Source organism: Paraflavitalea sp. CAU 1676 (assembly GCF_029223285.1).
Taxonomy (GTDB): Bacteria; Bacteroidota; Bacteroidia; order Chitinophagales; family Chitinophagaceae; genus Paraflavitalea.
The window spans coordinates 212,618-236,504 of record NZ_JARHUJ010000008.1 but is presented as its reverse complement, the minus strand read 5'-3'; the positions used below and the strand labels follow the sequence as shown (position 1 = coordinate 236,504).

The window sequence follows — 23,887 nt, the reverse complement described above, 5'->3', positions numbered from 1 at the left end:
TTTGATGCCATTAGTTTGAGTAACCTATCCATCCGAAATAGATGCTGACAGGCATCAGGGCAAATAACAGGCATACGAGGACTGAAAATCCGATCCCGATGCTCCTGATCATGATCAGGTAACGTTTATTGTAAACACCAAGTGTTCTGAAAGCACTTTGGAACCCGTGTATCAGGTGATAATAGAGGGAGATAACGCCCAGGAGATACAGGATCACCATAAGTGGGTTATCGGTGAACGTTTCCACCATTTTGATGAACATGTCGTGGTGCTCGGGATTGTAAGAAGCTTCGGGCAAACCAGTGATGCGGGAAGGCACCCAGAACTGTGATATGTGCATAATCAAAAACAGGAGGAGCAATGTGCCGAGCAGGCCCATCGAACGACTATACCATTTGCTGCCCTTGTTGCCCATTTGCTTTGCATACCCTACCCCACGGCGGCTGCGGTTTTGAAATTCCACCATAAATCCCTGCACGATGTGCAGCAGGAAGCCGGCAAATAAACCTACTTCCAAAAAGCGGGGCACCCAGTTGGAACCCATGAAGTGGGCTGCAATGTTAAACATTTGACCATCGTCCTGGGTGTTAAACAGGTCGTAAAAGATGCAGGCATTGATACCAACATGCACAACTAAAAAAGAGATGAGAAAAAGACCCGTTAAGCTCATTACCAGTTTCTTACCAATGGAGGACGTAAAGAGGGCAGACCATTTCATCGTTTATGTATTTCCTTTTTTGCCAGGAGGAACAGCCGTTCCATCCGTAAATATTGATTTGTCTGGGCGAAAGTCTCAGGATGATTAAAAGAGGATCCATCTTGAGGCACATTGATCTATTCTACTGATTTCGACGCAAAAATAACGCAGCAAGGTGAAATATCATATTTCGGTAAAAAATTTCCTGCTTTATATACAATTCGTGGCAACATTTCGTTATACCGGGAGGTTCTGTTTTCATATTCAATGAATCTGCATTTCTGCACTGTAATTATGACACCTGAGGCAGGTTGTTCGCGTGCGCCCTAATTGTGCAATTCTTCCTTCACTTTTCATTGTACTTCTTCCACTTATTGTAAAATTCATATCTTAGCCCCCTTAAAATCGACCTAATGAAGCAAGAAGAGGATTTTGAGGCCAATCTGGCAGGGGAAGAGGGACAGAGTGAAGAGACGAAAACCAGTTGGTTCAAAAGGATCAAGAAGGGGATTCTCACCAGTACCGCCGAAAAAAAAGAAACTCCTGAGGGTCTCTGGAGCAAGTGTCCGGAATGCGGTTATATATGTACCGTAACGGAGCTCCGGGAGAATATGTTTGTGTGTCCAAAATGTGCCTATCATCACCGTATTGGCAGTTCGGAGTATTTCGATATCATCTTTGATGACGATCAATACGAGATCCTGTACGAGAACATCCGCAGTAAGGACTTCCTGCATTTTACCGATCTTAAATCATACGAGAAACGCCTGCAGGAAACCTGGGCCAAAACCGATATTACCGATTCTGTACGGGTTGCCAAGGGTACTGTCAAGTCGAATGACCTGGTGATTGCCTGTATGGACTTCGAGTTCATCGGTGGATCGTTGGGAAGTGTGATGGGTGAGCGTATTGCGCGGGCCGCCACGCTGTGCCTGGAAAAACGCATTCCGCTGATGATCATTTGTAAATCGGGCGGTGCGCGGATGATGGAAAGTGCTTTCTCGCTGATGCAGCTGGCCAAGGTATCGGGTAAGTTGTCTCAATTGACCGACGCAGGTATTCCTTATATTTCTTTGTTGACCGACCCATCCTTTGGTGGTATCTCCGCTTCTTTCGGTATGCTGGGTGACCTCAACATTGCCGAGCCGGGTGCGCTGATCGGCTTTGCGGGTCCGCGGGTTATCAAGGAAACAATCAAGAAGGACCTGCCAGAAGGATTCCAGCGCAGCGAATTTTTGCTGGAGCACGGCTTCCTCGATTTCATCGTACCCCGGAAGGAGCTGAAAGAAAAGCTGGCTACGGTACTTTCCTTATTTAAGAATTAAGAACTGTAATATTCTGTAAAGCCAGCATTCGGGCATACGGGTGCTGGCTTTGCAATATAGTTTTAGAACGTTTGTATTTACATGGCTGATATACGCAACAAGGCTGCCTACCACGAGTATTTCATCGAAGACAAATACGATGCAGGCCTTGTATTGCTGGGCACGGAGGTTAAATCGCTTCGTGGCGGCCGAGCCAGCTTCAACGACAGCTATTGCTTTTTCCATAGAGGTGAATTGTGGGTGAAGAGCCTGCACATTGCCGAGTATTCGCACGGCATCGGTAACAACCACAACCCTGTACGGGAAAGAAAGCTGCTGTTGCAGAAAAAAGAATTACGGAAGATCGAGGCTAAGATGAAGGAAAAAGGCTATACGATCATTCCTTTAAGGATCTTTTTCAATGAGGGCGGTTTGGCGAAAATGGAGATCGGGCTGGGCAAAGGCAAGAAATTGTATGACAAGCGCGAGACCATCAAGCAACGAGACAATGCCCGTGAGCTGAAAAGATTTATGAAATAAAGCTGGCAGGCTGTTCCCTTTATACCATTCCCCTATCCTCTCCCCAACGCCTTAAAGGCAACCGATAAACCAATGCCAGGAGCGGCCGCGGCGCCTGCCAACAACTGATCTGCCCATGTGCAACTGTTCATTGATGACTGCCGTATAACATTGCTAATCGTCCGCTTATGGTTTTGGCTTGATTTTTTCTCCTTAAATTCACGTATGTTGAAAAAAGCACTCCTCCTCTTCCCGCTGTTCGCTGCCCAATATGCGGGCGCGCAAACTTTAACCGGCGCCTGGTTTGGCCGGGCGGATGTTGTTAACCAGGGTACTCAGAACAATTACCTGACAGAGTTTATCCTGAAGCAAAAGGGAGATGAGGTAGAGGGCATTTTCGGTTATTATTTTAAAGATAGCTACCAGAGCTTCTTTGTGCGCGGTACTTATGACAAGAATACGCGCGAAGTGTATATCCCCAACCTCTCGATGTTCCATTATAGCGCCTCCACGAGGAATGGTATTGAATGCCCGATGAACTTCCACGGCAAATTGATGGTGAGCCAGGCCAAAAGCACGTTAAGCGGCTCTTTTATTACCGAACCGAAATACAAATACACCTGTCCTGAACTGCGTACCAGCTTTACGCTCGACATAGATGCCGACCTGGGCCAGCTGGCCAGTATAAGCCCGGGCCGTAAGTTCTGGCAGCCACAGCAGGAAGACGTCATCGTTTCCAACGCACCAGTGGCGGCTGCCGGGGGCGATTCAAAACCGGTGCCGGTAGCTTCTACCGCCGTGCTGGTGGCCGACTCTATTGCGTTGAAGCCGATCGACTTCAAACAAACGGATAGTGCGAAGCTGGTGAAGAAGTTCGACAGCCGGCAGAACATCATGCTGCAGGAGCTGGAAATCGAAGGTGATTCGATCCGCATCAGCTTTTACGATAACGGCGATATCGACCACGATACGATCAGTGTGCTGCTGAACAAGACCCCCATCCTGATGAAACAGGAACTTAGCTCACGCGCCATCACGGTGTATGTTGCGCTGAGCGATAGGCACCCCGTGAGCGAGATCGGCATGTTTGCCGACAACCTGGGCAAATATCCGCCCAATACGGCGCTGATGGTGGTGACCGATGGCCTGCACCGGTACGAGATGTATCTCTCCAGCAGCCTTTCGCAAAACGCTACGGTGCGGTTACGGAAGAAGAAGAAATGACAATGCCTATCCATTATAGCAAAGGCCGCTTCGGGGAAGCGGCCTTTGTCGTTATTAAGATTGCCCGGACTACCCGTTATTTTATGTGATAGTCGATAAGATTGGTGGATGTTTTTAGTCCCTGCATCAATAGAGGATCGCCTGTTGTAATGATCTGAACGATGCCCACATTCTTTGCTACATAGAAATCGTAGATGGTAAATGAGACCTCCCCAAATCCGGGCATGTTGTACAGCAGTTCCACTTCGCTATGAATGACATCCTTAAAGGTTTTCCCCTCCACGGTGACGGTAATACCCTTTTCGACGATGCGGCCTTCGAAGATAGCCTGGATACCATTCGCCTGACCAGCATCGTGCCTCCAGGCATAACCTATCGAAGCTGTATCGTTGAGATATAGGAAAGAAAGATCAAACGTTGCGCCACTATTGGGCAAATCGCCCTTTTGGATCATGTAATAGTTGTGGTCTTTGATACCAAACACCCCTTCGGTTGTTCCAGCCTGAGCGGTACTGGTACTCGTATAGACTATACCTGTAATACCATTGACAGTACGCGCCTGCCCCGTTGATGTATTGGTAGCTTCATAATTCAGCGACCCTGTTGTCTTATACTTCCAATAACTGTTTTTGCTCTTTGGCTGGAAATTGCCGCCGCCGTCGGCACCACTACCCGGCAGGTTGGGTTCTGTACTTTTTTCCTTCTTACAACTGGTGGCAAGCGCCGTGAGGACTATTAATCCAAGTAAAACTTTTTTCATGCGATTTAGTGATTGAGGTATGTAGGCATCGAAATTACAGGAAATAACGTTTACCCTTACTCAATATTGCCGCCTACCAACTGAAAGGGCTATCCAACCTGTATGGATAGCCCTTAAATATGGTTCAATTGTATAATAGGTACCGTTAGAAGAGTTCAGGCTGGTCTGATTCCGACTCCTTGATCTCCTTCATGGTCCATTCGAATTCGGTGCTCTTGGTGAAATCGGCGAGTTTGTTACCGACCGCTTTCCAGCCCATGACCTCTACGAATCCATTGATCTTGACCTTCTGGGTGCGTGCCTGTGTGCCGCGGCCCGATTTGATGATCACAATAGGCTCAGGATGGGTAGTTACTGCTTCGAGGTAATTGCCTTCTCCTTCCTTGATGAAGGTAAACCTATTGTTGAGCGTGGTCGTTTCGATCTTGAAGCGTTTGATGTTGAACTGCTGCTTATCGTTGTCGAGATAAATAGCCGTTACGATCTTATCCGGATTGAACTTCTCGATCTCCACCACTTGTTCGGGGTCGTATTTCCTGGTTAATTCCTGATCGGCGATCTGGTAGGTGCCGTCCTGGAACATCACAAGCAGCCTGTCTTCGGTTTGGAAGCTGCCGAGGTATTCACCCTTGGCTTCTGTAGAGAGACGACCAAACTGGTCATCAAACCACAATTTGCGGCCTCCGAGTGTAGAACGCCCCGCCTCCTTGAACTTAACGTTCTTGACAGCGTACTTGGTGACCTGGTTGCCCATGCTGCTACGGTTCTTGATCTCGAGTTCCTCAAAGGCGAAATCGAACTCTTTGTTGCGTGCCGTGGCGTTGGGATTGAGGACCACCCGTACGATTTCTGCTTCTCCGTTCAGGTTGGCTGAGAAATAAAGCACTTTGCTCTTTTCTCCGCCCTTGGTAAGATCGTATTCCTTATCGCGGGTAATGCCAGTTACATTGAAGCGTTTGGCGAATACGATGTTTGACTTGCTATCCACATAGATCATGTTGTAGGTGGTGCGCTCATCGTTCTTCTGGAATACATCGACATGGATGATATCCTTTCCTATGAATGTTTTGTCGGCCACCTTCACGATCTTCATCTTTCCGCTCTTGGTGAATACGATGATATCGTCGAGGTTAGATACGTCGGCTACAAACTCGTCTTTCTTCAAGCCTGAACCTACGAATCCATCCGCGCGGTTCACGTACAACTTGATATTGGCGATGGCCACCTGCTTGGCCTGGATGGCTTCGAACAGTTTTATTTCCGTTTTGCGCTCGCGGCCCTTGCCGTATTTGCTGAGGAGGTTCTCATAATAAGCTACTGCGAAATCGACCAGGTTGTTGAGGTCGTGCTTTACCTGTTTGATCTCTTTCTCGAGGCCCTTGATCTGATCGTTCAGTTCGTCGATATCCAGTTTATAGATACGGCGTACGGGCTTTTCGGTAAGCTTTACGATGTCTTCGCGGGTAATATCGCGACGCAACTGCTTGCGGAATGGTTCGAAGGCCTTGGCGATGGCCTGCAATACCTTATCCCAGGTTTCGTGCCTTTTCTCGAGCTCCTTATAGATCTTTTCTTCGAAGAAGATCTTTTCAAGCGAGGTGTAGTGCCATTTTTCCTGCAGCTCTGCCAGCTTGATCTCGAGTTCACGACGCAGCAGGTCCTTGGTTCTGTCGACCGACAGGCGCAGCAATTCGTGCACACCGAGGAACTGGGGTTTCTTATCGACGATCACGCAGGCGTTGGGCGATATACTTACTTCGCAATCGGTAAAGGCATACAGGGCGTCGATGGTGATGTCGGGTGATATGCCCGGCGCCAGATCGACCTGTATCTCTACTTCTGCGGCTGTATTGTCGGTTACTTTTTTGATCTTGATCTTACCCTGGTCATTGGCCTTTACGATGGAGTCCATCAACTGGGCCGTTGTAACCCCATAGGGTACGTCCTTGATGAGGAGGGTCTTTTTATCCAGCTCTTCGATATGGGCGCGCACGCGCACTTTACCGCCGCGTTTTCCTTCGTTGTAGTTGGATGCGTCGACCATGCCTCCTGTAAGGAAATCGGGCAGTAATTCAAACTTCTTTCCCCGCAGGTATTTGATCGCTGCGTCTATCAGCTCAATAAAGTTGTGGGGTAATATTTTGGTGGCCAGGCCTACTGCGATCCCTTCTGCTCCTTGTGCGAGGAGCAGGGGGAATTTCATGGGAAGTGTTACGGGCTCGTTTTTACGGCCGTCGTAACTGAGTGCCCAATCGGTCGTCTTGGCATTAAATGCTACATCCAGTGCAAACTTGCTGAGGCGTGCCTCTATATAACGGGCGGCTGCCGCATCATCGCCGGTACGCACATCGCCCCAGTTTCCCTGGGTATCGATCATCAGGTCTTTTTGTCCCATGTTTACCAGGGCATCCCCAATACTGGCATCTCCATGCGGGTGGTATTGCATGGCCTGACCGATGATGTTGGCTACCTTGTTGTAACGACCATCGTCCATTTCTTTCATGGCGTGCAGTATACGCCGTTGTACGGGCTTCAACCCGTCTTCCACGGCGGGTACCGCTCTTTCGAGGATTACGTAGGACGCGTAATCCAGGAACCAGTGTTTATACTGGCCGGTGAGCCCGCTGTCGAGATTAAAGGCCTGTTCGTTTATTTTTGATTTTGCCATAGATCTATTTTAGTGGGGCTGCCTGATGAGGTTCCCGTCTGTTACTTTATTTTCTTTGCTTCTTTTCTGCCGCTTTGTTCCCAGATCAATCCTGTTACTGTTCCATCCGCTCCACGCACAAATTCGGCTGTGGCATCTACTACTTTCAGGAAGAATTTCTTCTCCGACTCGGCATACATGTCGAATTCCGGCTGGCCGGTGGCCCTCACTTTCAGTGCATTGTTCTTCACCGAGATCGTGAGGATAAATCCGGGCGCCAGTTCATACTCGCCCGCGTATTGCTGCAGTATTGCCGCATCGACGGGTACTGTGATCTTTTCCAACGGTACATCGTAGGCCCGGTTGTTGAGGATGGCCAGTATGGCCCGGCTGATCTTTTCGAGCGAGCCTGTATTCATATTGCACAGCAATACGATACAGCAATCATCGGCGGGTATTCTCGAGAAAAGGGTGTTGAACCCAAAGATACCACCGCCATGCTGCAGCATTCTTTTGCCATACACCGAGTCTATCTCCCATCCATAACCATAGTTGTCGAGGAAGGGCTTATATGCTTTTTCGAGGGTGGCTGCTTTGATGGTCGCGCTCTTCATGAGTCCTTTGTGCCAGGCCCACATATCGTTGACCGTGGAGTACAAGGAACCTGCAGCATAAGCTACCGATGAGTCGACGATTGCAGCGGGTACCTTTAATTGTTCTTTATACGTTGTGTATCCAGTGGCTTTATTGGGATCGTTGAGGTGGGCAAAATCGAAGCCGCTGTGCGCCATGCCGAGTGGCTGCAATATGCGTTCGTGCATCACCTGCTCGTAGGGCTTTCCGGATACTTTTTCAACGATGTAGCCCAGCAGCATATAACCGGAGTTGCTGTATTTATACTTTGTGCCGGGTTTAAATTCCAGCGGCTTGTCTTTGAAAAGGGCGTTGATCTTTCCGGGGGTGGCGGGCTTTACGGCTTCCGACGCCATGAACTTACCATCATTGGTATAGTTGAAGATCCCGGAAGTATGTGTAAGCAGGTTTTCGATCGTGACTGAATCGGCCCAGGGATATTCCGGAAAGTATTTACTCAGCTTGTCCTTTACCGACAGCTTCTTTTGCTCTTCCAGTTGAAGAATAAGGGCTGCCGTGAACTGCTTGGTGACCGACCCCATCTGGTAAATGGTGTTCACATCGTTCCAGGTGCTGTCTTTGGCGCTCTTCAATCCGTATCCTTTGCTGATGACCACCTGGCCTTTGTTGATGACAAGCAAGGTGCCATTGAACTTATACTGACGGACATAAGCCGTTACCAACTCATTGATGCGGTCGGCATCGGTTTGAGCTTTTACGTGCTGGCCGCAGGCAAACTGCAACAGCACGAGTAATATAAGCCAGCCTCTGTTCTTCATGTTATATCTATGCATTGGTGGTTTCGGCTCCCTGTGCTACCTTGTTCTTTACTTCAAATTCCTTCATGTTCTTTACTTCGCCCTGTACATCGAATTCGCCGGTTGACAGCATGGTCTTGAGGCGCCAGAGTATATAGGCATCACCTGTAGTTTGCTTATTCTTGTTCAGGAACTGGTGAATGATCTTCGACCCCTTCTGCCAGTCGCCGGTGATGTATTTTCTCAGGTCGGCGTCATAAAAATCGTATCCCTGCTGACTGAGCTTTTTACCGCCCTCCAGTAAGCGTACACCTTTGCCTTCTTCATTCTGCAGCTTGGTCCATTCGTCGGGATCCACTTCAAATTCACTGAGTGTTATGGGCCTGGCCAGCTTTTTGGCTTTCAAAAACTCTTTAGGTGGAATTACGTGCAGCCACTCGGGGTAAAAGATCAGTCCTTTTTCATTGATGAAGGGCAGGTTGTTGAGGTACAGGATAAAGAGCCTTCCCTGGAAATCCTTCAGTTGGCTCATAAGCCAGTAGTAGCCACTTACATCATGTTTATTTTGCGCTGCCCAGATCCATACGATCTCGGCTGTTTCGTTTTGCAGGCGTTCTTTGAGTTCCGCCACGAGTTTATTATCGTCTACCAGGCCTTCATCGACCTTTGCGGCATAATCGCCTCCGGCCAGCACATCGCGCCACCATTGCTTACGGGCTTCGATGCCTTCGGTGGTATAGATGCCTGCCAGCGGGCCTACTGCATAATCGTCTCTAACGAGCAGCACTTCACCCTGTAAGGTTTCATCGAGTTCGATGGCCTTCTTCAATACATCAACATCAGCTTCATTAAATACTATATGGATCATACTATTACTGTTCTGGTGTTATTAGATAGTATACACAGGTCGTTACAAAATTACGCAGCCAGGGTATATGCCTTACGATGCCGAACTGTTTCTTCGCCTTCCATCCGAATTTATATTCGTAGATGGGGTTGATGAGAAAGTGGGTATGCTCGCTGATCTTATACCCTGTTTGTTTCACGATGCGCTCGAACCGCTCTATCGTGATGCGCGTATCCCTGATCTCCATCATCTCTTCTACATTCTCTCCGTTGCGGGTAAGGATGTACCGGTACAGGCCTTTTGGCAGCAGGTGATACCAGGGCAGTTTACTGAGCCATTTTCCCTTACAGATCTGCTGGTGGCCACCAAATGGCATTTGCCAGGGTGGAAACCCAAAGAATATGACCCCAGTTGGGTTGAGGAGCCTTTTCATTTCGGCGATCAACCTGGCCTGATCGGGTATATGCTCGATCACATCCTTGAGGATGATGATATCGAATTTACCGCCCAGTTCCTTCTCTACGTCGACTTTGTATATGTCCTTGTCTATGTAACTTACTTTTCCCGCTTCGAGGTATTCCTTCGTCCACACTGCCGCGTTGACCAGGCGGGAACTATCGAGCTCCACGCCTACCCCGGTGCAGCCTCTTTCGAGGAATGCCAGCAATACGCCTGCTTCGCCACAACCTATCTCCATGACCCTTTGGCCAGGTTTGATGGAGAACGATTGTTCAATGAACGGTATCACATAGCGTACGGCATTGTCGCGCTGTATGTCGAAATATCGTTTCCGGTCGGCATGAAACTCAAACATGGTTAGCTTTCCTTCTCCTCCTCTACGAGATCGAGTTCCACCTTCAGGTTATCGATGATGAATTCCTGGCGCTCCTGGGTATTCTTACCCATATAATATTCCAACAGCTGCTGGATATGTTCGCCCTGTTCGATGATCACGGGCTGCTTGCGCATATCGTCGCCAATGAAGCGGGCAAACTCATCAGGAGATATTTCGCCCAACCCTTTAAAGCGGGTGATCTCGGGTTTTGCGCCCAGCTTTTTAACGGCTGCCTGCTTTTCGCCTTCGTCGTAGCAGTAGATCGTTTGTTGTTTGTTGCGTACCCGGAACAAAGGTGTTTCCAGGATGTACACGTGACCATTCTTCACCAGGTCGGGGAAGAACTGCAGGAAGAATGTCATGAGCAGCAGACGGATGTGCATGCCATCCACATCGGCATCGGTAGCGACTACAATGTTGTTGTACCGCAATCCTTCGTAACCTTCTTCTATATTGAGTGCGTGCTGCAGCAGGTTGAACTCTTCGTTCTCATACACTACTTTTTTAGTGAGGCCAAAACAGTTGAGCGGCTTTCCGCGCAAGCTGAATACTGCCTGCGATTCCACACTGCGGGCCTTGGTGATGGATCCACTCGCTGAGTCACCTTCGGTGATGAAGATGGTGCTCTCCTTCTGACGTTCTACGATCTTGTCCTTATCCTTGCCGGTAGCTTCATCATTGAGGTGGAAACGGCAGTCGCGCAACTTGCGGTTGTGCAGGTTGGCTTTCTTGGCACGCTCGTTGGCGAGTTTCTTGATGCCTGCCAGCTCTTTACGCTCCCGCTCACTTTGCTCGATACGCTTCTTCAATGCTTCGGCGGTGGTGGGGTTACGGTGCAGGTAGTTGTCGAGTTCCTTGGACAGGAAATCGCCAATGAAGTTCCGCATGGTGGGACCTCCATCGAACACCACCTGTGACCCCAGTTTGGTTTTCGTTTGGCTTTCAAATACGGGCTCCTGTACCCGTACGGAGACGGCTGCACAGATTGAGCCCCGAATATCGGCCGCATCGTAATCCTTCTTAAAGAACTCGCGGATGGTCTTTACATATCCTTCCCGGAATGCCGCAAGGTGCGTACCTCCCTGGGTGGTGTACTGACCGTTCACGAATGAATAATATTCTTCGCCGTATTGGTTTTCGTGGGTGATGGCGCATTCGATATCCTCGCCCTTGAGGTGGATAACGGGATAGCGCAGTTCATCTTCATTGGTCTTCCGCTGCAAGAGATCGAGCAGACCATTCTTGCTCACGTATTTCTTCCCGTTGAAGTTGATGACGAGGCCGGCATTGAGGTAACAGTAGTTCCACAACTGACCGTCGAGGTATTCGTGTATATAGTGAAAGTTCTTGAACACGGTTTCATCCGGGATGAAAGAGACCATGGTGCCGTTCTCTTCGGTGGACTTCGTTTCCTTGTGCTCTTTTGTGAGCACGCCTCTTTCGAATTCGGCTGTTTTTTCCTTGCCCTCGCGGTAAGCGGTTACCTTAAAGTAGTTGCTCAAGGCGTTTACGGCCTTGGTACCTACCCCGTTCAAGCCAACGCTTTTCTGGAATGCCTTGCTATCGTATTTGGCGCCGGTATTGATCTTGCTCACCACATCGACCACTTTACCGAGGGGAATTCCACGGCCGTAGTCGCGAATGGTGACTGTTTTACCCTCTATGGTGATCTCGACGTGCTTGCCGTAACCCATGGTATGCTCGTCGATACAGTTATCGATCACTTCTTTTATTAATACGTAGATGCCGTCATCGGGGCTACTGCCGTCTCCCAGTTTCCCGATATACATACCGGGACGGAGGCGAATATGCTCGCGCCAGTCAAGACTACGGATCGAATCTTCGGTGTAATCAAACAGGTTGCTATCTTTTTCTTTTGCCATATTATATTGGTTATCAGGGATTTTACAATCCTTCTACCCGTCATTTTGGGGTAGACAATTCCCTGTCCCCTTATTTCAGGGACGGGCAAATATAGCAAAAGCGCGTAAAAAGCTGTTTGCCGGAAATATTAACCCTTTGTGGAAAAAAATGATTGATCATGAGATACTTGTAAAGGCATTTTGGAGTTACGCAGGCTCTGGCCGGTATAAAAGGCCACGAAAAAACCCGGCTGCTGCCCCTTGCAGGTAACCGGGTCGTTTATTTTGCGCAGGTAACCATTTAGCGGACTTTCATCACTTTCTGCACCACTGTCTTATCGGTGTAGATGATACGGACCGTATACAGACCGCTGGCAAAGTAGCTCAGGTCGAAGTCGTAGCGGGTATTGCCGCTGTTGTTCATGGTTCTTTCAGCCATCTTTTTGCCGGACATATCATAAATGCTTATCGATTTCAGGTTGGTGGGGTTTGGGTAGAACTGTACGCTCAGGGCTCCGCTGGTGGGGTTGGGCGTTATCAGAATGCCCTTGGCCTTCAGGTTGGGGTTGATGGTCAACTTACTTAAGTTGATATCGTCAAGGTAAATATTGTTCTCATTTTCGGAGCTATTGAGGAAGGCTACCATGATGGGGCCTTTGCCGATATAGCCGGTGAGGTCGACGGAGTCCTTACGCCATTCGGAATCCGTGGGTAAAAAGGAGGTGGTGACCGGTGTTTTGCGGGTGACGAGGTTACTACCCCACTTTTTATAGAGGCTGGTATAGCTGTTACCGCAATCCGTGCTCACCAGTACCTGCAGGGTATCCCACACATTGTTAGTGGTAGAGAGATCGCTGAATACGGCAGCCGCCACCTGAAAGCTGAGGAAGGCAGAGTCGGCCGAATTGATGTTTACGAGTGGGAGACGCAAATAATCCTGGGGACCGTTCTGTGCGTAATCGAGGTTGCGGATCACGACGGATGCGTTGCCGGTTTTGGCAGCCACGGTGGTACGCTCCCAGGTGATGTAGTTGTCGGGATTAACGATATCCCATCCCACAGGCGGGAAGGTAGTTCCTTCGAACCCTTCTACCACGGGCGGCTCTATCGGCGGATAGTATTCAAAAGTAGTGGTGAGGGTATCATTACTCATTTCTCCATCGGTTGTGCCATTGGGTTCGGCCACATAGATCTTTAAAGTATGCTTACCGGTGGTAGCGGTGAGGCTATTGAGTGTTACGTTAATAGCGGCCTGACTGGCGAGGTTGCCCGTCCAGGCAGTGCGCACCGGAGCGGCCCCATCTATACTGGCATAGATACCTGCCGAAGTAAGTACCTGCGACCCCAGGTTGCGCAAGGTGATGGATGGGCTAAAGCCGGGGGTACAAACACGGGCTATAGGATTGTTGATGCTGCGCAGCGACGCATTGATTGTGACGAGTATGACCGGATCGGCTCCGTTGGAAGCAAGCAGGGAAGCCCGGATGCCGGTGAGGGTGGACTCCATTCTTTCTGCCTGCATTTGGGTAAACATGACCATGCAGGCATCGTTGGTATAGTCCATATAGTTCTGGTACATGATGCCGGGCGATACGGGCGAGCAGTTGTCGGTGCGCACGCCGGTGGGGCATCCGCCGCTTTCATCGGCCTGGTTGGGCGTATCGGCTATTTCATCGGTTCCGGTGCAGGATCCGGTAGCATCATCACCCCAGATATGGTAGAGGAAGAAGTAATGGCCTGCTTCGTGCACGAGGGTGCGGCCTTTATTGTAGGGCGACAAATTGCCTCCGGGAACGGTGCTGAACTGGATCACCACCCCTTGTTCGGCTGCTGCGCTGCTGCCGGGAAAGGTAGCATAGCCCAGGATGCTGTTGCTCAGGTTGGTGAGCCAGACATTGAGGTACCTGGAAGGATCCCAGGCGTCGGCGCCGCCCTGGGCTTTATATTTCAATGAATTATCGGTGTAATTATAGCTGCTTTTGGTGGTTACATACCGGTTGATGCCGTTGGAGGGTTCATCATTGGGGGTACGCCGGGCGATCCTGAACTGGATCTTCGCTTTTCCGAAACGTGATTTGAAGTAGGAAGGTATCTTGCTGGAGTCCGCATTGAGGCCGGCAAAATCGACGTTGAGGGTGTCCAGTTGTGCTTTGATCTGTGCGTCCGTAACCTGGTTGGGATTCTGCAGGACAATATGAAAAACCACGGGTACGTAAAGGGTATCGGCCTGTTCGCGCAGAGTAGATTCAAGGGCACGCAGGGTAGCCGTCTCTTTTACCCGCAGGGCTTCGCGCTCGTAGGTTTTCCTCAGTTCTGGGTTCTTTTCGAGGTTCATTTCCAGCAGGGGAACAGTGGCACAACGGGAGGATTTTATTCTTTGCTGGGCCTTTGTGGCAAGGCCGGGCAGGATCATTATTATGCAGAGCAGTACAATTCGGTTGGCGGCCAACATGCTATAGTGTTTAAGATTACTACGAATACCGGATCAAAACTGTTGGTTGCCGGGGGCTAAAATAGAGGAATGTGGGTATTTTATCTGCCAACCTGCATTTTGAGGGTACCAGTTATCCTAGCAAGTTAATGAAATAAAAAAACCTCACCGTATTATTAACGATGAGGTGACTAAATCAATCGGTGAAGCGACTAACGCTCTTTTTCCTTCACCTGGACGGTTTCCACGATACTGGTATTAATGGTAAATGTTTTGATGCATTGCTGTTTGCGGCTACCCAGGATAAAATGGAGGGTACGTACGGTTGACCGCGGTATGCGGATACGGCGGATGGCATTGGCATCTGATTGCCAGGTGCGGTATATATCATCCCCCGCTTCGTTGCGGATGGCAAATATCGTTTTTGCGGATACATTGTCGGACTTCACGGTAAACAACAGGTCATCGCCTTCGGCGCCGAGGTACACCACTTCCAGACTTGGTTGCGCATTGTTTACGGCAGTATCGCGCAGACACCTAGCCGACACATTGGTACAGCATAAGAATGTGGCAACAACGATCAAGGATAAAATTTTCATACAATACTGTTTTGTTTTCATGGTTATTTATTTCACGGCAAAGGTGCACCTGCTATATTACCGCAACATGACGGCATATTTAAGCCTGTGTTATGTTGAATTGGCGATCAACGGACATTAATTATCAGTAATGAGGTGTAGATTTTTTTGCGCATCACTTTACATCGAGGGAAATCGTGCGTTTATAACAATCGTGCCATGAAACACCGCAGATTGATGTTGTGCGTGCAAAGAGTTGTTAATTTATTTTTTGTGATTTGAAAAAGTTTATGGCATAGTCCTTGTCTACACTATCATAACCCCGCTACTCCAGCTAACCGTAAGGATGTCTATTTAGTAACCATTTTTATTAACCTATAATTGTACATTGTATGAAAAGCATCAAGTCAAGACTGGTGGGATTAAGCATCGTTGCAGCCACCGCAGGATTATTCGCCTTCACGGCTGTTCAAACTGGTTCTGTTAAAGGTACTGTATCACCAGCTGATGGTGCGGTACGTGCATGGGCTCTTTCCGGCACGGACACACTAAAAGCTAATATCGATAAGGGTGCGTTTGAAATTACCGGAGCGAAAGCAGGTACTTATCGCGTGATCATCGAGGCCAAGCCGCCTTACAAGAATGCGGCGAAGGATGGTGTTACAGTAGTAGACGGACAGCCTACTGATATCGGCGAAATCAAACTGGAACAATAGTCTATTTGTACATAGTTATTGATCCTTACTCTGTGCATACCATGGGCAGGTTGACACCTGCATCCATGGTGTGCTTTTTTATGCCTTATCTTTGCCGGCCTTAAGCAAGGCTCATTATGGCAGATCATTTTTTGCAACTCGACGGGGTATCCGTGAAACTTGGTGCGCAGCAGGTTTTGGACAATATCAATCTTACCATCCTTCCCGGACAGCACTGGGCCATTACCGGCGAATCGGGCAGTGGTAAAACCGTGCTGGCGCACACGTTGGCTGGCCGTCATTTTTACAGCGGTCACATCAACGCTTCCTTTGGCACACCTGAAACTTATCACCACCAGATCATCATTGTTGAACAGCAGCACCGTTTCAAAGACCTGACGAACCGGAGCGATTTCTATTACCAGCAACGATTCAACTCTTTCGACGCCGAGCAAACCGCTACGGTTGGTCAATTACTGGCAGACTATATTACGCCCGACAATCAGCAAGCTGCTGACCGATGGATCGCTCAGTTACAGATTGGCGAGCTGCTGCAGGAACCGGTGATCCAATTGTCGAACGGTGAAAACAAAAGACTGCAACTAACGATTGCCCTGCTGCAACACCCACAGTTGCTCGTTCTCGACAATCCGTTTGTGGGGCTCGATGTTAACGGCCGCGCCATCCTGCACGATATCCTCGGCACGATCAGCCAAACGGGCATCCACCTGCTGCTGATCACTACGCCCGAACAATTGTCGCCCTGTATTACGCATGTAGCGACGCTGGAGAAGGGTGTTTTAACCGGCGCTGTTGCCGTTGCTGATTATGTAGCGCCGAAAGCAGTTAGTTTATCCTTGCCTATAGAGGAGGCCTTCCGTGCCATGGGTGATATGCAGGACACCGATTTTACCACGGCCATCCGTATGAAGAATGTGTCGATCCAATACGAAGGGAAGCATATTCTGCAAGACGTGCACTGGGCCGTTCAACGCGGTGATCGCTGGTGTGTTTCGGGGGCTAATGGCGCCGGCAAATCAACGTTACTGAGTTTGATCACGGGCGATAATCCCCAGGCTTATGCCAATGAGATCTATCTCTTCGATAGGCGCCGGGGAAGCGGCGAGAGTATCTGGGACATCAAACGCAAAACAGGGTATGTTTCGCCCGAGATGCACCTCTATTTCGATTATACTGCTGCCTGCTACCACGCAATTGCTTCGGGGTTGTTCGATACGATCGGCTTGTTCCGCCAGTTAACTCCTGAACAGGATGAACTCGTTCACCGATGGATAAGCCTGATGGGCCTGGAGAAAAAAGCCCACCATGGACTTAGCAGGCTCTCAGCGGGCGAGCAAAGGCTTACGCTGCTGGCGCGGGCGCTGATCAAGCATCCGGCTTTGCTGATCCTGGATGAACCCTGTCAGGGGCTCGATGCTGCGCATACACAGCTTTTCCGCAACCTGGTGGATGCCATTTGTGCGCACTCCCCTACTACGCTTGTTTATGTGAGCCATTACCGGGAGGAGATCCCCTCGTGCGTGGACAAGTTCCTGACGTTGGATAAGGGGCGGGCGACGATTACGGGCTAGGGAAAGGCAGCAAGGCTTGGAAAGGCATCCAGGCAACAAGGCAACTGAGGCAACGAGTTGTCGACGCAATCCCGACTTTGGTTGGTACAGCAAACTTACTTGTTCGGCAAGGGCAGCTTTGCTCCTTTCGTAAGATCCCATTGCTGATGATAGGTTTTTCCCGAGAGGGCAGTGACCCAGATGAATCCCAACTCCTGGTTTGCATCTTTTACCTGGGTGAGTATTGACTGTCCCCACTCGCGGATAGGGTCTTTCAGTTTCCACCAACCCAATTCATTACTTCCGTTCATGCCGTCTTCATCGGCGGGATATCCCAATTGAAACGCGCAGGCAGTGGGTGCAAAGCGATTGGCCCAGGCGGCAAATCCTTTGTTCAATTCTTCCATAGTGCCTTCGGAGGCATCGTCCACGAATATAAGGTCGCCTTTGCCCCGGTAATTTGGCGGCATATGACCCGGATCGTAGTGACGCAGCATCAACCTGTAGGCGGGGTTGTGTGCCTTTATCTGCGCATCCCATGCTGCGGCGGCAGAATCGCTGGCCTTTCCCCAGTATTCGAGTTCTATTCCCAGGCCTGCTACACAAGCATGGTGTTTGAACCTGGTGAGCCAGGTATTGATCATGGTGCTGATGTTTGATGCGGCGAGCCCTTTCTTCGCATTGGGCTTGAATGGAAATATCTCCAGGTATATTTTTACGCCGAGGCGGTCCATGTAGGATAGCCATTCTTCATGCGTTGCATGGGGCAGGTTGGTATAGGCAGGTGTTGCCTGCGAGAGATCGCCAACGGCCCAGGTGGCCCAGGGTGTTGCTCCGGGAAATTTATGCTGCACGTTGAAGATCACATTGGCCAGTGCTTTTTTATCGGGCAGGGTGATGAAGGTGCCGATCTTGGTATCGAGTTGGGTGATGCCATCGGCGGCGCTTTTGCGGGTGGGCTGCCAGGCGCCCGCCCATTTGAACTGGCGCGGTGCCGGTGGTGTTGCGTGCCAGGGGCTGTTGCCGACACCGGCAAATGCCAACACGATCATCAATACAAGCAATCCGAAAGGAAATAAGGCTATTTTTCTCATAAACAATGTTCATTATGCTCCCCAAAAGATAGGCGAAAATTTCGACTACCAGGGGCCTTAGCCGCGATTTCGCCAGCAGGGAACAATAGCTTGCGAAAAAAGCTTATCGGGAGATGTTTACCTGATCCCGGAGGACAATTCTCTTCCAGACATTTTTGGTGTAAATGCCTATGTTTTCAAAGTTGTGCTATTTGTACGGGACCGGTACGGGAGCGGTACGGATCGGGTACGGGAGCGCCTCGGAGCCGGTGCCTTCGACATTTAACAGCCTCGCTTATGTTCTTTCAGACTGGTGTTCTCTCCACGATCCAAACAAGAGTCTCTCTAAGCGCGTCTCAAAATTACTTTGGTTGCAGCCCTGTTCCAAGTGAAGGCATAAATACTACAGCCGATGTCAGGTTATGTCATGACTTTTCATGACATCGGCGCGGCCGCTGAGTAGGGCTACCTGTAATCCTGTATCTTTATTGCCGTAGTAAGGCTTTTCTTAACCGTTCATTCCGGCACCTGTATGCATACCGGCAAACGTTACCCACTCAGAGAGTTCATCGTATGGAGTCGTCGCGACATTTACCTGTGTTTTTTCCTGACGCTTGTCCCTACCATTCTATTTTGCTTCGGATTTACGTTCATCGCCATTTCGTGGCTTCCGGTTGCGATGCTGGGTACCGCTGTTGCTTTTATTGTAGGGTTTAAGAACAACGCCAGTTATAACAGGCTTTGGGAAGCCCGGCAGATCTATGGCGCCATCATCAACGACAGCCGGAGCTTTGCTGTGAAAGCCCGCGATTTCCTGGGTGGCAAATCGAGCGTTCACTCCAGGTTATTATTCGACCGGCATTTTGCCTGGCTTACTTTTCTCCGGTATCAATTGCGTGAACCCCGCAAATGGGAAACGATGGATGAATTGCGTTATGAGGAATATATGTCGAAGGCTTATAAGATCCCTGAACGTGAAGAGCCGCTGGAAAGTGCTGTTCAATCTTTTTTATCGCCCGATGAGCTTGCGTATCTTTTGAGCAAGAAGAACAGGGCCAGTCAATCCCTGGCCTTGCAATCGGAGACCATCAACGAATTACACCGCGATGGTTTCCTGAACGATCTTCAACAAATGCAATTACAAAAAAGCATCGATAGCTTTTACGAGCAGCAGGGCAAAGCAGAACGGATCAAGAACTTTCCTTACCCGCGCAACTTCTCTTCGATCACTACTTACCTGCTTTACCTGTTTGTGATCTTACTTCCTTTTGGTTTGCTGAAAGAATTCAACCATTTGGGCGATGGCACTTTCCTGGCGGGCTATACCATTTACTTCCTCATTCCGTTTGCTACGGTGGTAGGCTGGGCTTTTGTGACACTCGACGCGGTAGGCGACAGCTCCATCAACCCTTTCGAAGGAAGTCCCAATGATGTGCCCATTACACAGATCAGTAAAATGATCGAGACCGATCTCAAAGAAATGCTGGACGATCCGAATTTACCGGCTGCCGTGGCGCCGATCAATAATATTCTGCTGTAAGCGGGAACGCATAATACTAGTTATGCCTACCTGATCCTGGTGGCGGACCTCACCTTTTCGATGTATTCGGCGGGTGTCATCCTGAATTGCTTTTGAAAATTGCGGCGAAACTGCGCCGGGTAAGTATATCCGACCTCCTTGGCCACCTCATTGATGCGAAAGTTGCCGGCTGTCATGAGTTCGGCCGATTTTCTGAGCCTGGTAAGGTTGATCACATCGCTGGGCGACATGCCCGATGTCGTTTTCATTTTCCGGTAGAGGGTCGCTTTGCTCATGTGCATCAGGAGCGCTATCTTTTCCACATCCAATGCTGCATCCTGCAGGTTTTCCAATATGGTTGCAGTCAGCTGCTTCCAGAACAACTCTTCTTCTTTCGAATAACCCGGACTATTGATGTGCGCGAGGGGAGATTTTGCAAATGATTCTTTCAGCTTCATACGGTTCTCCAGCAGGTTGTCCATCTGCACGTGAAGATGATCGAGCGAAAAAGGCTTTTCGATATAGGCATCGGCGCCCAGTTTGAGCCCCTGTATCTTTGACTGATAAGTATTTTTAGCGGTGAGCAATATGACGGGGATATGACTTAAGCCGGGGCTAGATTTGATCTTCTCGCACAATTCGAAGCCATCCATTTTAGGCATCATCACATCGCTGACCACCAATTGTATTTCTTCCCGTTGCATGGTAGCGATGGCGGCATTGCCATCCCGGGCTGTGTAAGTCTGGTATTTCCGCCTAAAATCGTGGGCCAGGTAATCAAGTATATCTTCACTGTCGTCTACGAGCAAGACGACAGGCTTGGCTGTTTGAAGCAGGGGAGCCATTTCATTCATACCGCAGCGTTTGGTTGTTTGGTCAAAGCAATCGTATAGCTAATTACGCAATTAACGGCAGTTTTCCAAATGTCTCCCCCTTGCATCATTATTCAATGCGTACCTGCTGGTCTTCATCGGGGATCTGTGTGTTCCTTACTTTTTCGAGCGTCAAGGGGCCGACGAACCGATAGTTGATCGGGAATGCCGGGTTGGTGATGTCGCTGTACCAGTACTCCAGATTCATGGTGATATAGGTTTTCTCGAGGTAGGGCTGTACCTCATCCTTCCGTTTACTGATGGTGTAGGTGCCTTTCTGTTGCGAGAACCTGATCACGTCATCGGGCGCCGTAAGCGTAACGGTACTGTCGGCATTCAAGGCGGCTACGATCTTGTATTTCTTCCTGTCGAATGCTTCTTCGTCGATGTTGCCGGCAAAAAAGAATACCGTATTCTCGTTGACCACCCAGGCGTTGCGGTAAGGCGTGCTCAGCGCTGTTTGATTGTTTTGCGGTACATCACGGTTCCAGATCAGTCCGGCGTTGGAATACCTGCCGGAATAATCATTGAACGGTATGATCTGCATGAGCGACTTACTGAACCATTTCCTTTTGGACACATTGTTATTGGATGTAGAAGCGATCTTTACCGGCAGGATGTATTTGTTGATGAGGTCGAGGCCTTCCAGTTTGAGATCGAGGTCGTAATACCCCTGTAATGAGCCCGATGGTATCGTGGTCGTCATCGACCTGAAGGTATAATTGGCTGCGTCGAGTTGTTGAAAATAGAGATCCTGCCGCAAACGGAAACGATCGAAGTTCAGGTTTTGCAAGGTATCTTTATCTATCTCGATCGTAACATCGATATTATTTCTATTGTCATTGGACCCGCTGACTACTACGGGCACCTTCACGGTGACTCCTCCGCCGGCTCTTTGGTATTTCGCATAAACAGTCACTACACCGCTTTTGACCATGGATACTTCCTGCACATACAGTTCCTGTGTCCACTCTTTTTTACAGGAAAGGCCCAACAGCAAACTCGATAATATGTATAAATGGATCTTTTTCATGTTGATGCTTTTTTAGAAGGGTGTTGTCCAACCGGGGTTTTGGGTCAGTTTTTTGTTTCTTCTCAATTCGTCGTGCGATATGGGCCACAGGTACATTTTCTTGATGAAGATGGTGGGCAGGGAAGGTATCACGACCGGTGTATGGAACAGGTCGCGCTGTGCCGAGGTCATATCCATATTGCAACCCATTACCGGTGTAGCCTCTTCGACGGGTGCGTCTTTCCAACGGCGCAGGTCGTAGTAACGATGATTTTCGCCCAGCAGCTCGATCTGCCTTTCTCTTTTAAGTGCTTTCCTGAACTGGTCTTTGACGCCATAGGTGCCGCCATCAAAATCGGGCAAGCCGGCGCGGATGCGTACCTGGCTGATGGCCTTGCTCATCTCGGTGATATTCCTGGAAACGGCGTGCGTGGTTTTACCGGTATAATCGGGTATGTTGTAGGTGCCGCCCAATTCGTTGAGTGCTTCTGCATAGATCAACAGGATTTCTGCATAACGGATGGCGGGTTCGTATTTGGGCACTACGAAGGAGCCCAATATTTTCCCGTCGTGTGAGTCGATCGGGTTGACGAATTTCTTAACGCCCAATCCTGTGCGAACATGAAACTGTGGAGATGCCGGTTGTTTTCCATCTGGTTCGCCGCGGTAATAATATATCTGCTTGCTTCTCAAATTGGCATCGAGCGCGCTAAGCCGATACCAGATACTACCATTATAAGCTACCGATGCATAAAAGCGGGGCTCGCGGTTGGCATACTGCAAAGATACTCCGGCCGGCAATGGTTTATTATCCACCGCATTGGCAGTAAAGCCTCCTACGCGTGGATTGGTAGCGATGCTGGTACCATCATTCATGTAGTAGGCATCGCATTGTTTTTGGGAGATGCCGTGCGCATTCCAGCCACCCATGGAATAAGGGGTCTGGTGTTTTGCCATGGCTTCGGGACCAACATTGCTCACCTCATTAACTCGTGAAAATATAAGTTCAGGATTTCCCGAGGCAGTGATCGCACCGTTGAACAACTGGCGGTATGACTCGAACGGATCGATGTCTTTCCAGCCATTGGGAAATGAGGCATCGGAGTACCTGGCATCGTAGGGCGGAACAATTGTTTTAGGTTGCGCCGTTCCCTGATCGTTCGCATTAAAGGGGACTGTGAACAGGCGGTAGAGCCCCAGTTCTATTACATCTTTGGCGGCCGCTGCTGCTTTCGCCCATTTTTCTTCATTGTAGGTTTGCGGTATCAATGCCTTTCCTTCATTGTCTACCAGGTCGGCCATTTCGGTATTGCCATTGAACTCGGGGCTCGCTGCATACAGGTATACTTTTGCCCGCGCTGCCAATGCGGCTCCCCGGGTGGGGCGCACGATATCGCGGTTGGTGCGATCGGGCGACAGGTCTTTGGCAGCTGTTGCCAGTTCGCGTGTTATGTATTCAACGCAGGAATCGTAGTTGCTTCTTGGTACAGCGAGGTCTTCGTAGGGCAAGGTATAATCAATACCCTGCTCGGGCATCAAGGGTACGGGACCATATTTCCTCAACAGCAACCAGTAATAGTATGCCCGCAGAAATCTTGCTTCGGCTTTGCGGCCGGCAATCTCCTGTTTTGTCATATCACGGTTGCGATCGATGTTGTAAATGAATATGGTTGCCTTGCGAATACCCTGGTAACAAGAGCCCCAGGATCCCTGTATCCAGCTCTCGGTATATTCTCCGTTCTTATAATTCTTGTAACTTCTTCCATCCAACTCATCGCCCCGGTCGCCGAAGAACAGGTCGTCGGAGATCAGGTTAAAGGGTGCATAATCCTTACTGGCCACATCAACGTTCTCTCCACGCAGGTGCGTGTACACATCGGCCAGCCATTGTTCTGCATAATCCTTTCGTACGAACAGGGTATCCACATTCATCCTGTCTTTGAAGTAATGATCCATGTTCATGAACTTCTTGCAGGAGCTGAATGCCCCTGCTGCCACTGCCATGATCAGGATGCTATATATGCTGCGTTTCATTGTCGTCTTTTTTGGC

The 23,887-nt window shown here is 49.5% G+C and carries 19 protein-coding genes; 6 read left to right on the top strand and 13 right to left on the bottom strand.

Going from position 1 to position 23,887, the window contains the following annotated elements; translation table 11 throughout:
• Positions 1–10: 10 nt before the first annotated feature.
• A complete protein-coding gene (locus P2H89_RS25825; RefSeq protein WP_275832501.1) occupies positions 11–718 on the bottom strand; it encodes a succinate dehydrogenase cytochrome b subunit in 708 nt (235 codons plus the stop codon).
• 392 nt (positions 719–1,110) lie between these two features.
• Between P2H89_RS25825 and accD the strand changes: the two genes are divergently transcribed.
• The 3 genes from accD (at position 1,111) to P2H89_RS25810 (ending at position 3,744) form a co-directional block, all read left to right on the top strand.
• Positions 1,111–2,022 (top strand): acetyl-CoA carboxylase, carboxyltransferase subunit beta, encoded by a 912-nt coding sequence (gene accD / locus P2H89_RS25820; RefSeq protein WP_275832498.1) that lies wholly within the window; start codon positions 1,111–1,113, stop codon positions 2,020–2,022.
• A gap of 81 nt (positions 2,023–2,103) precedes the next feature.
• Positions 2,104–2,541: an SsrA-binding protein SmpB gene (gene smpB / locus P2H89_RS25815; RefSeq protein WP_275832495.1), complete on the top strand. Its 438-nt coding sequence runs from the start codon at positions 2,104–2,106 to the stop codon at positions 2,539–2,541.
• Between the two features lie 204 nt (positions 2,542–2,745).
• Positions 2,746–3,744 carry a hypothetical protein gene (locus P2H89_RS25810; RefSeq protein WP_275832493.1) on the top strand — a complete coding sequence of 333 codons (999 nt, stop codon included), beginning with the start codon at positions 2,746–2,748 and terminating at the stop codon, positions 3,742–3,744.
• A 76-nt stretch (positions 3,745–3,820) separates the two neighbouring features.
• Here the strand turns inward: P2H89_RS25810 and P2H89_RS25805 are convergent, their stop codons facing one another.
• The 8 genes from P2H89_RS25805 to P2H89_RS25770 form a co-directional block, all read right to left on the bottom strand.
• Entirely contained in the window at positions 3,821–4,504 is a 684-nt protein-coding gene (locus tag P2H89_RS25805; protein WP_275832492.1) for a hypothetical protein, read from the bottom strand.
• A 145-nt stretch (positions 4,505–4,649) separates the two neighbouring features.
• On the bottom strand, positions 4,650–7,172 hold the full coding sequence (locus P2H89_RS25800; RefSeq protein ID WP_275832489.1) for a DNA gyrase/topoisomerase IV subunit A: 2,523 nt from the start codon (positions 7,170–7,172) through the stop codon (positions 4,650–4,652).
• A gap of 41 nt (positions 7,173–7,213) precedes the next feature.
• Positions 7,214–8,578 carry a serine hydrolase gene (locus tag P2H89_RS25795; RefSeq protein WP_275832487.1) on the bottom strand — a complete coding sequence of 455 codons (1,365 nt, stop codon included), beginning with the start codon at positions 8,576–8,578 and terminating at the stop codon, positions 7,214–7,216.
• On the bottom strand, positions 8,571–9,410 hold the full coding sequence (locus P2H89_RS25790) for a DUF1835 domain-containing protein (RefSeq protein WP_275832483.1): 840 nt from the start codon (positions 9,408–9,410) through the stop codon (positions 8,571–8,573). The genes P2H89_RS25795 and P2H89_RS25790 overlap by 8 nt, the downstream gene beginning before the upstream one ends.
• Before the next feature lie 4 nt (positions 9,411–9,414).
• A complete protein-coding gene (locus P2H89_RS25785; RefSeq protein WP_275832481.1) occupies positions 9,415–10,203 on the bottom strand; it encodes a class I SAM-dependent methyltransferase in 789 nt (262 codons plus the stop codon).
• 2 nt (positions 10,204–10,205) lie between these two features.
• Positions 10,206–12,107 (bottom strand): DNA topoisomerase IV subunit B, encoded by a 1,902-nt coding sequence (locus tag P2H89_RS25780; protein ID WP_275832479.1) that lies wholly within the window; start codon positions 12,105–12,107, stop codon positions 10,206–10,208.
• 280 nt (positions 12,108–12,387) lie between these two features.
• Positions 12,388–14,538 carry a M43 family zinc metalloprotease gene (locus P2H89_RS25775; RefSeq protein WP_275832478.1) on the bottom strand — a complete coding sequence of 717 codons (2,151 nt, stop codon included), beginning with the start codon at positions 14,536–14,538 and terminating at the stop codon, positions 12,388–12,390.
• A 191-nt stretch (positions 14,539–14,729) separates the two neighbouring features.
• A complete protein-coding gene (locus P2H89_RS25770; RefSeq protein ID WP_275832475.1) occupies positions 14,730–15,116 on the bottom strand; it encodes a hypothetical protein in 387 nt (128 codons plus the stop codon).
• 371 nt (positions 15,117–15,487) lie between these two features.
• Between P2H89_RS25770 and P2H89_RS25765 the strand changes: the two genes are divergently transcribed.
• Together P2H89_RS25765 and P2H89_RS25760 are read left to right on the top strand one after the other, a co-directional pair.
• Positions 15,488–15,811 (top strand): carboxypeptidase-like regulatory domain-containing protein, encoded by a 324-nt coding sequence (locus tag P2H89_RS25765; protein WP_275832473.1) that lies wholly within the window; start codon positions 15,488–15,490, stop codon positions 15,809–15,811.
• Positions 15,812–15,927: 116 nt separating this feature from the next.
• Positions 15,928–17,382 carry an ATP-binding cassette domain-containing protein gene (locus tag P2H89_RS25760; RefSeq protein WP_275832471.1) on the top strand — a complete coding sequence of 485 codons (1,455 nt, stop codon included), beginning with the start codon at positions 15,928–15,930 and terminating at the stop codon, positions 17,380–17,382.
• Positions 17,383–17,477: 95 nt separating this feature from the next.
• Here P2H89_RS25760 and P2H89_RS25755 read toward each other — a convergent pair whose 3' ends face one another.
• Positions 17,478–18,455, bottom strand: a complete 978-nt coding sequence (locus tag P2H89_RS25755; protein ID WP_275832468.1) for a hypothetical protein — start codon at positions 18,453–18,455, stop codon at positions 17,478–17,480.
• Positions 18,456–18,966: 511 nt separating this feature from the next.
• On the opposite strand from P2H89_RS25755, the gene P2H89_RS25750 reads away from it, so the two are divergent.
• Complete coding sequence (locus P2H89_RS25750) at positions 18,967–19,974, top strand: bestrophin family ion channel (protein ID WP_275832466.1); 1,008 nt, start codon at positions 18,967–18,969, stop codon at positions 19,972–19,974.
• A gap of 26 nt (positions 19,975–20,000) precedes the next feature.
• Here P2H89_RS25750 and P2H89_RS25745 read toward each other — a convergent pair whose 3' ends face one another.
• From P2H89_RS25745 to P2H89_RS25735, 3 genes are all read right to left on the bottom strand, one after another.
• On the bottom strand, positions 20,001–20,807 hold the full coding sequence (locus P2H89_RS25745) for a response regulator (RefSeq protein WP_275832464.1): 807 nt from the start codon (positions 20,805–20,807) through the stop codon (positions 20,001–20,003).
• A gap of 88 nt (positions 20,808–20,895) precedes the next feature.
• Positions 20,896–21,858, bottom strand: coding sequence for a DUF4973 domain-containing protein (locus tag P2H89_RS25740; protein WP_275832462.1), 963 nt, complete (start codon positions 21,856–21,858; stop codon positions 20,896–20,898).
• Between the two features lie 12 nt (positions 21,859–21,870).
• The gene (locus P2H89_RS25735) at positions 21,871–23,871 is read right to left on the bottom strand and encodes a RagB/SusD family nutrient uptake outer membrane protein (protein WP_275832460.1); all 2,001 of its coding nucleotides are present in this window, start codon (positions 23,869–23,871) and stop codon (positions 21,871–21,873) included.
• Positions 23,872–23,887: the final 16 nt, after the last annotated feature.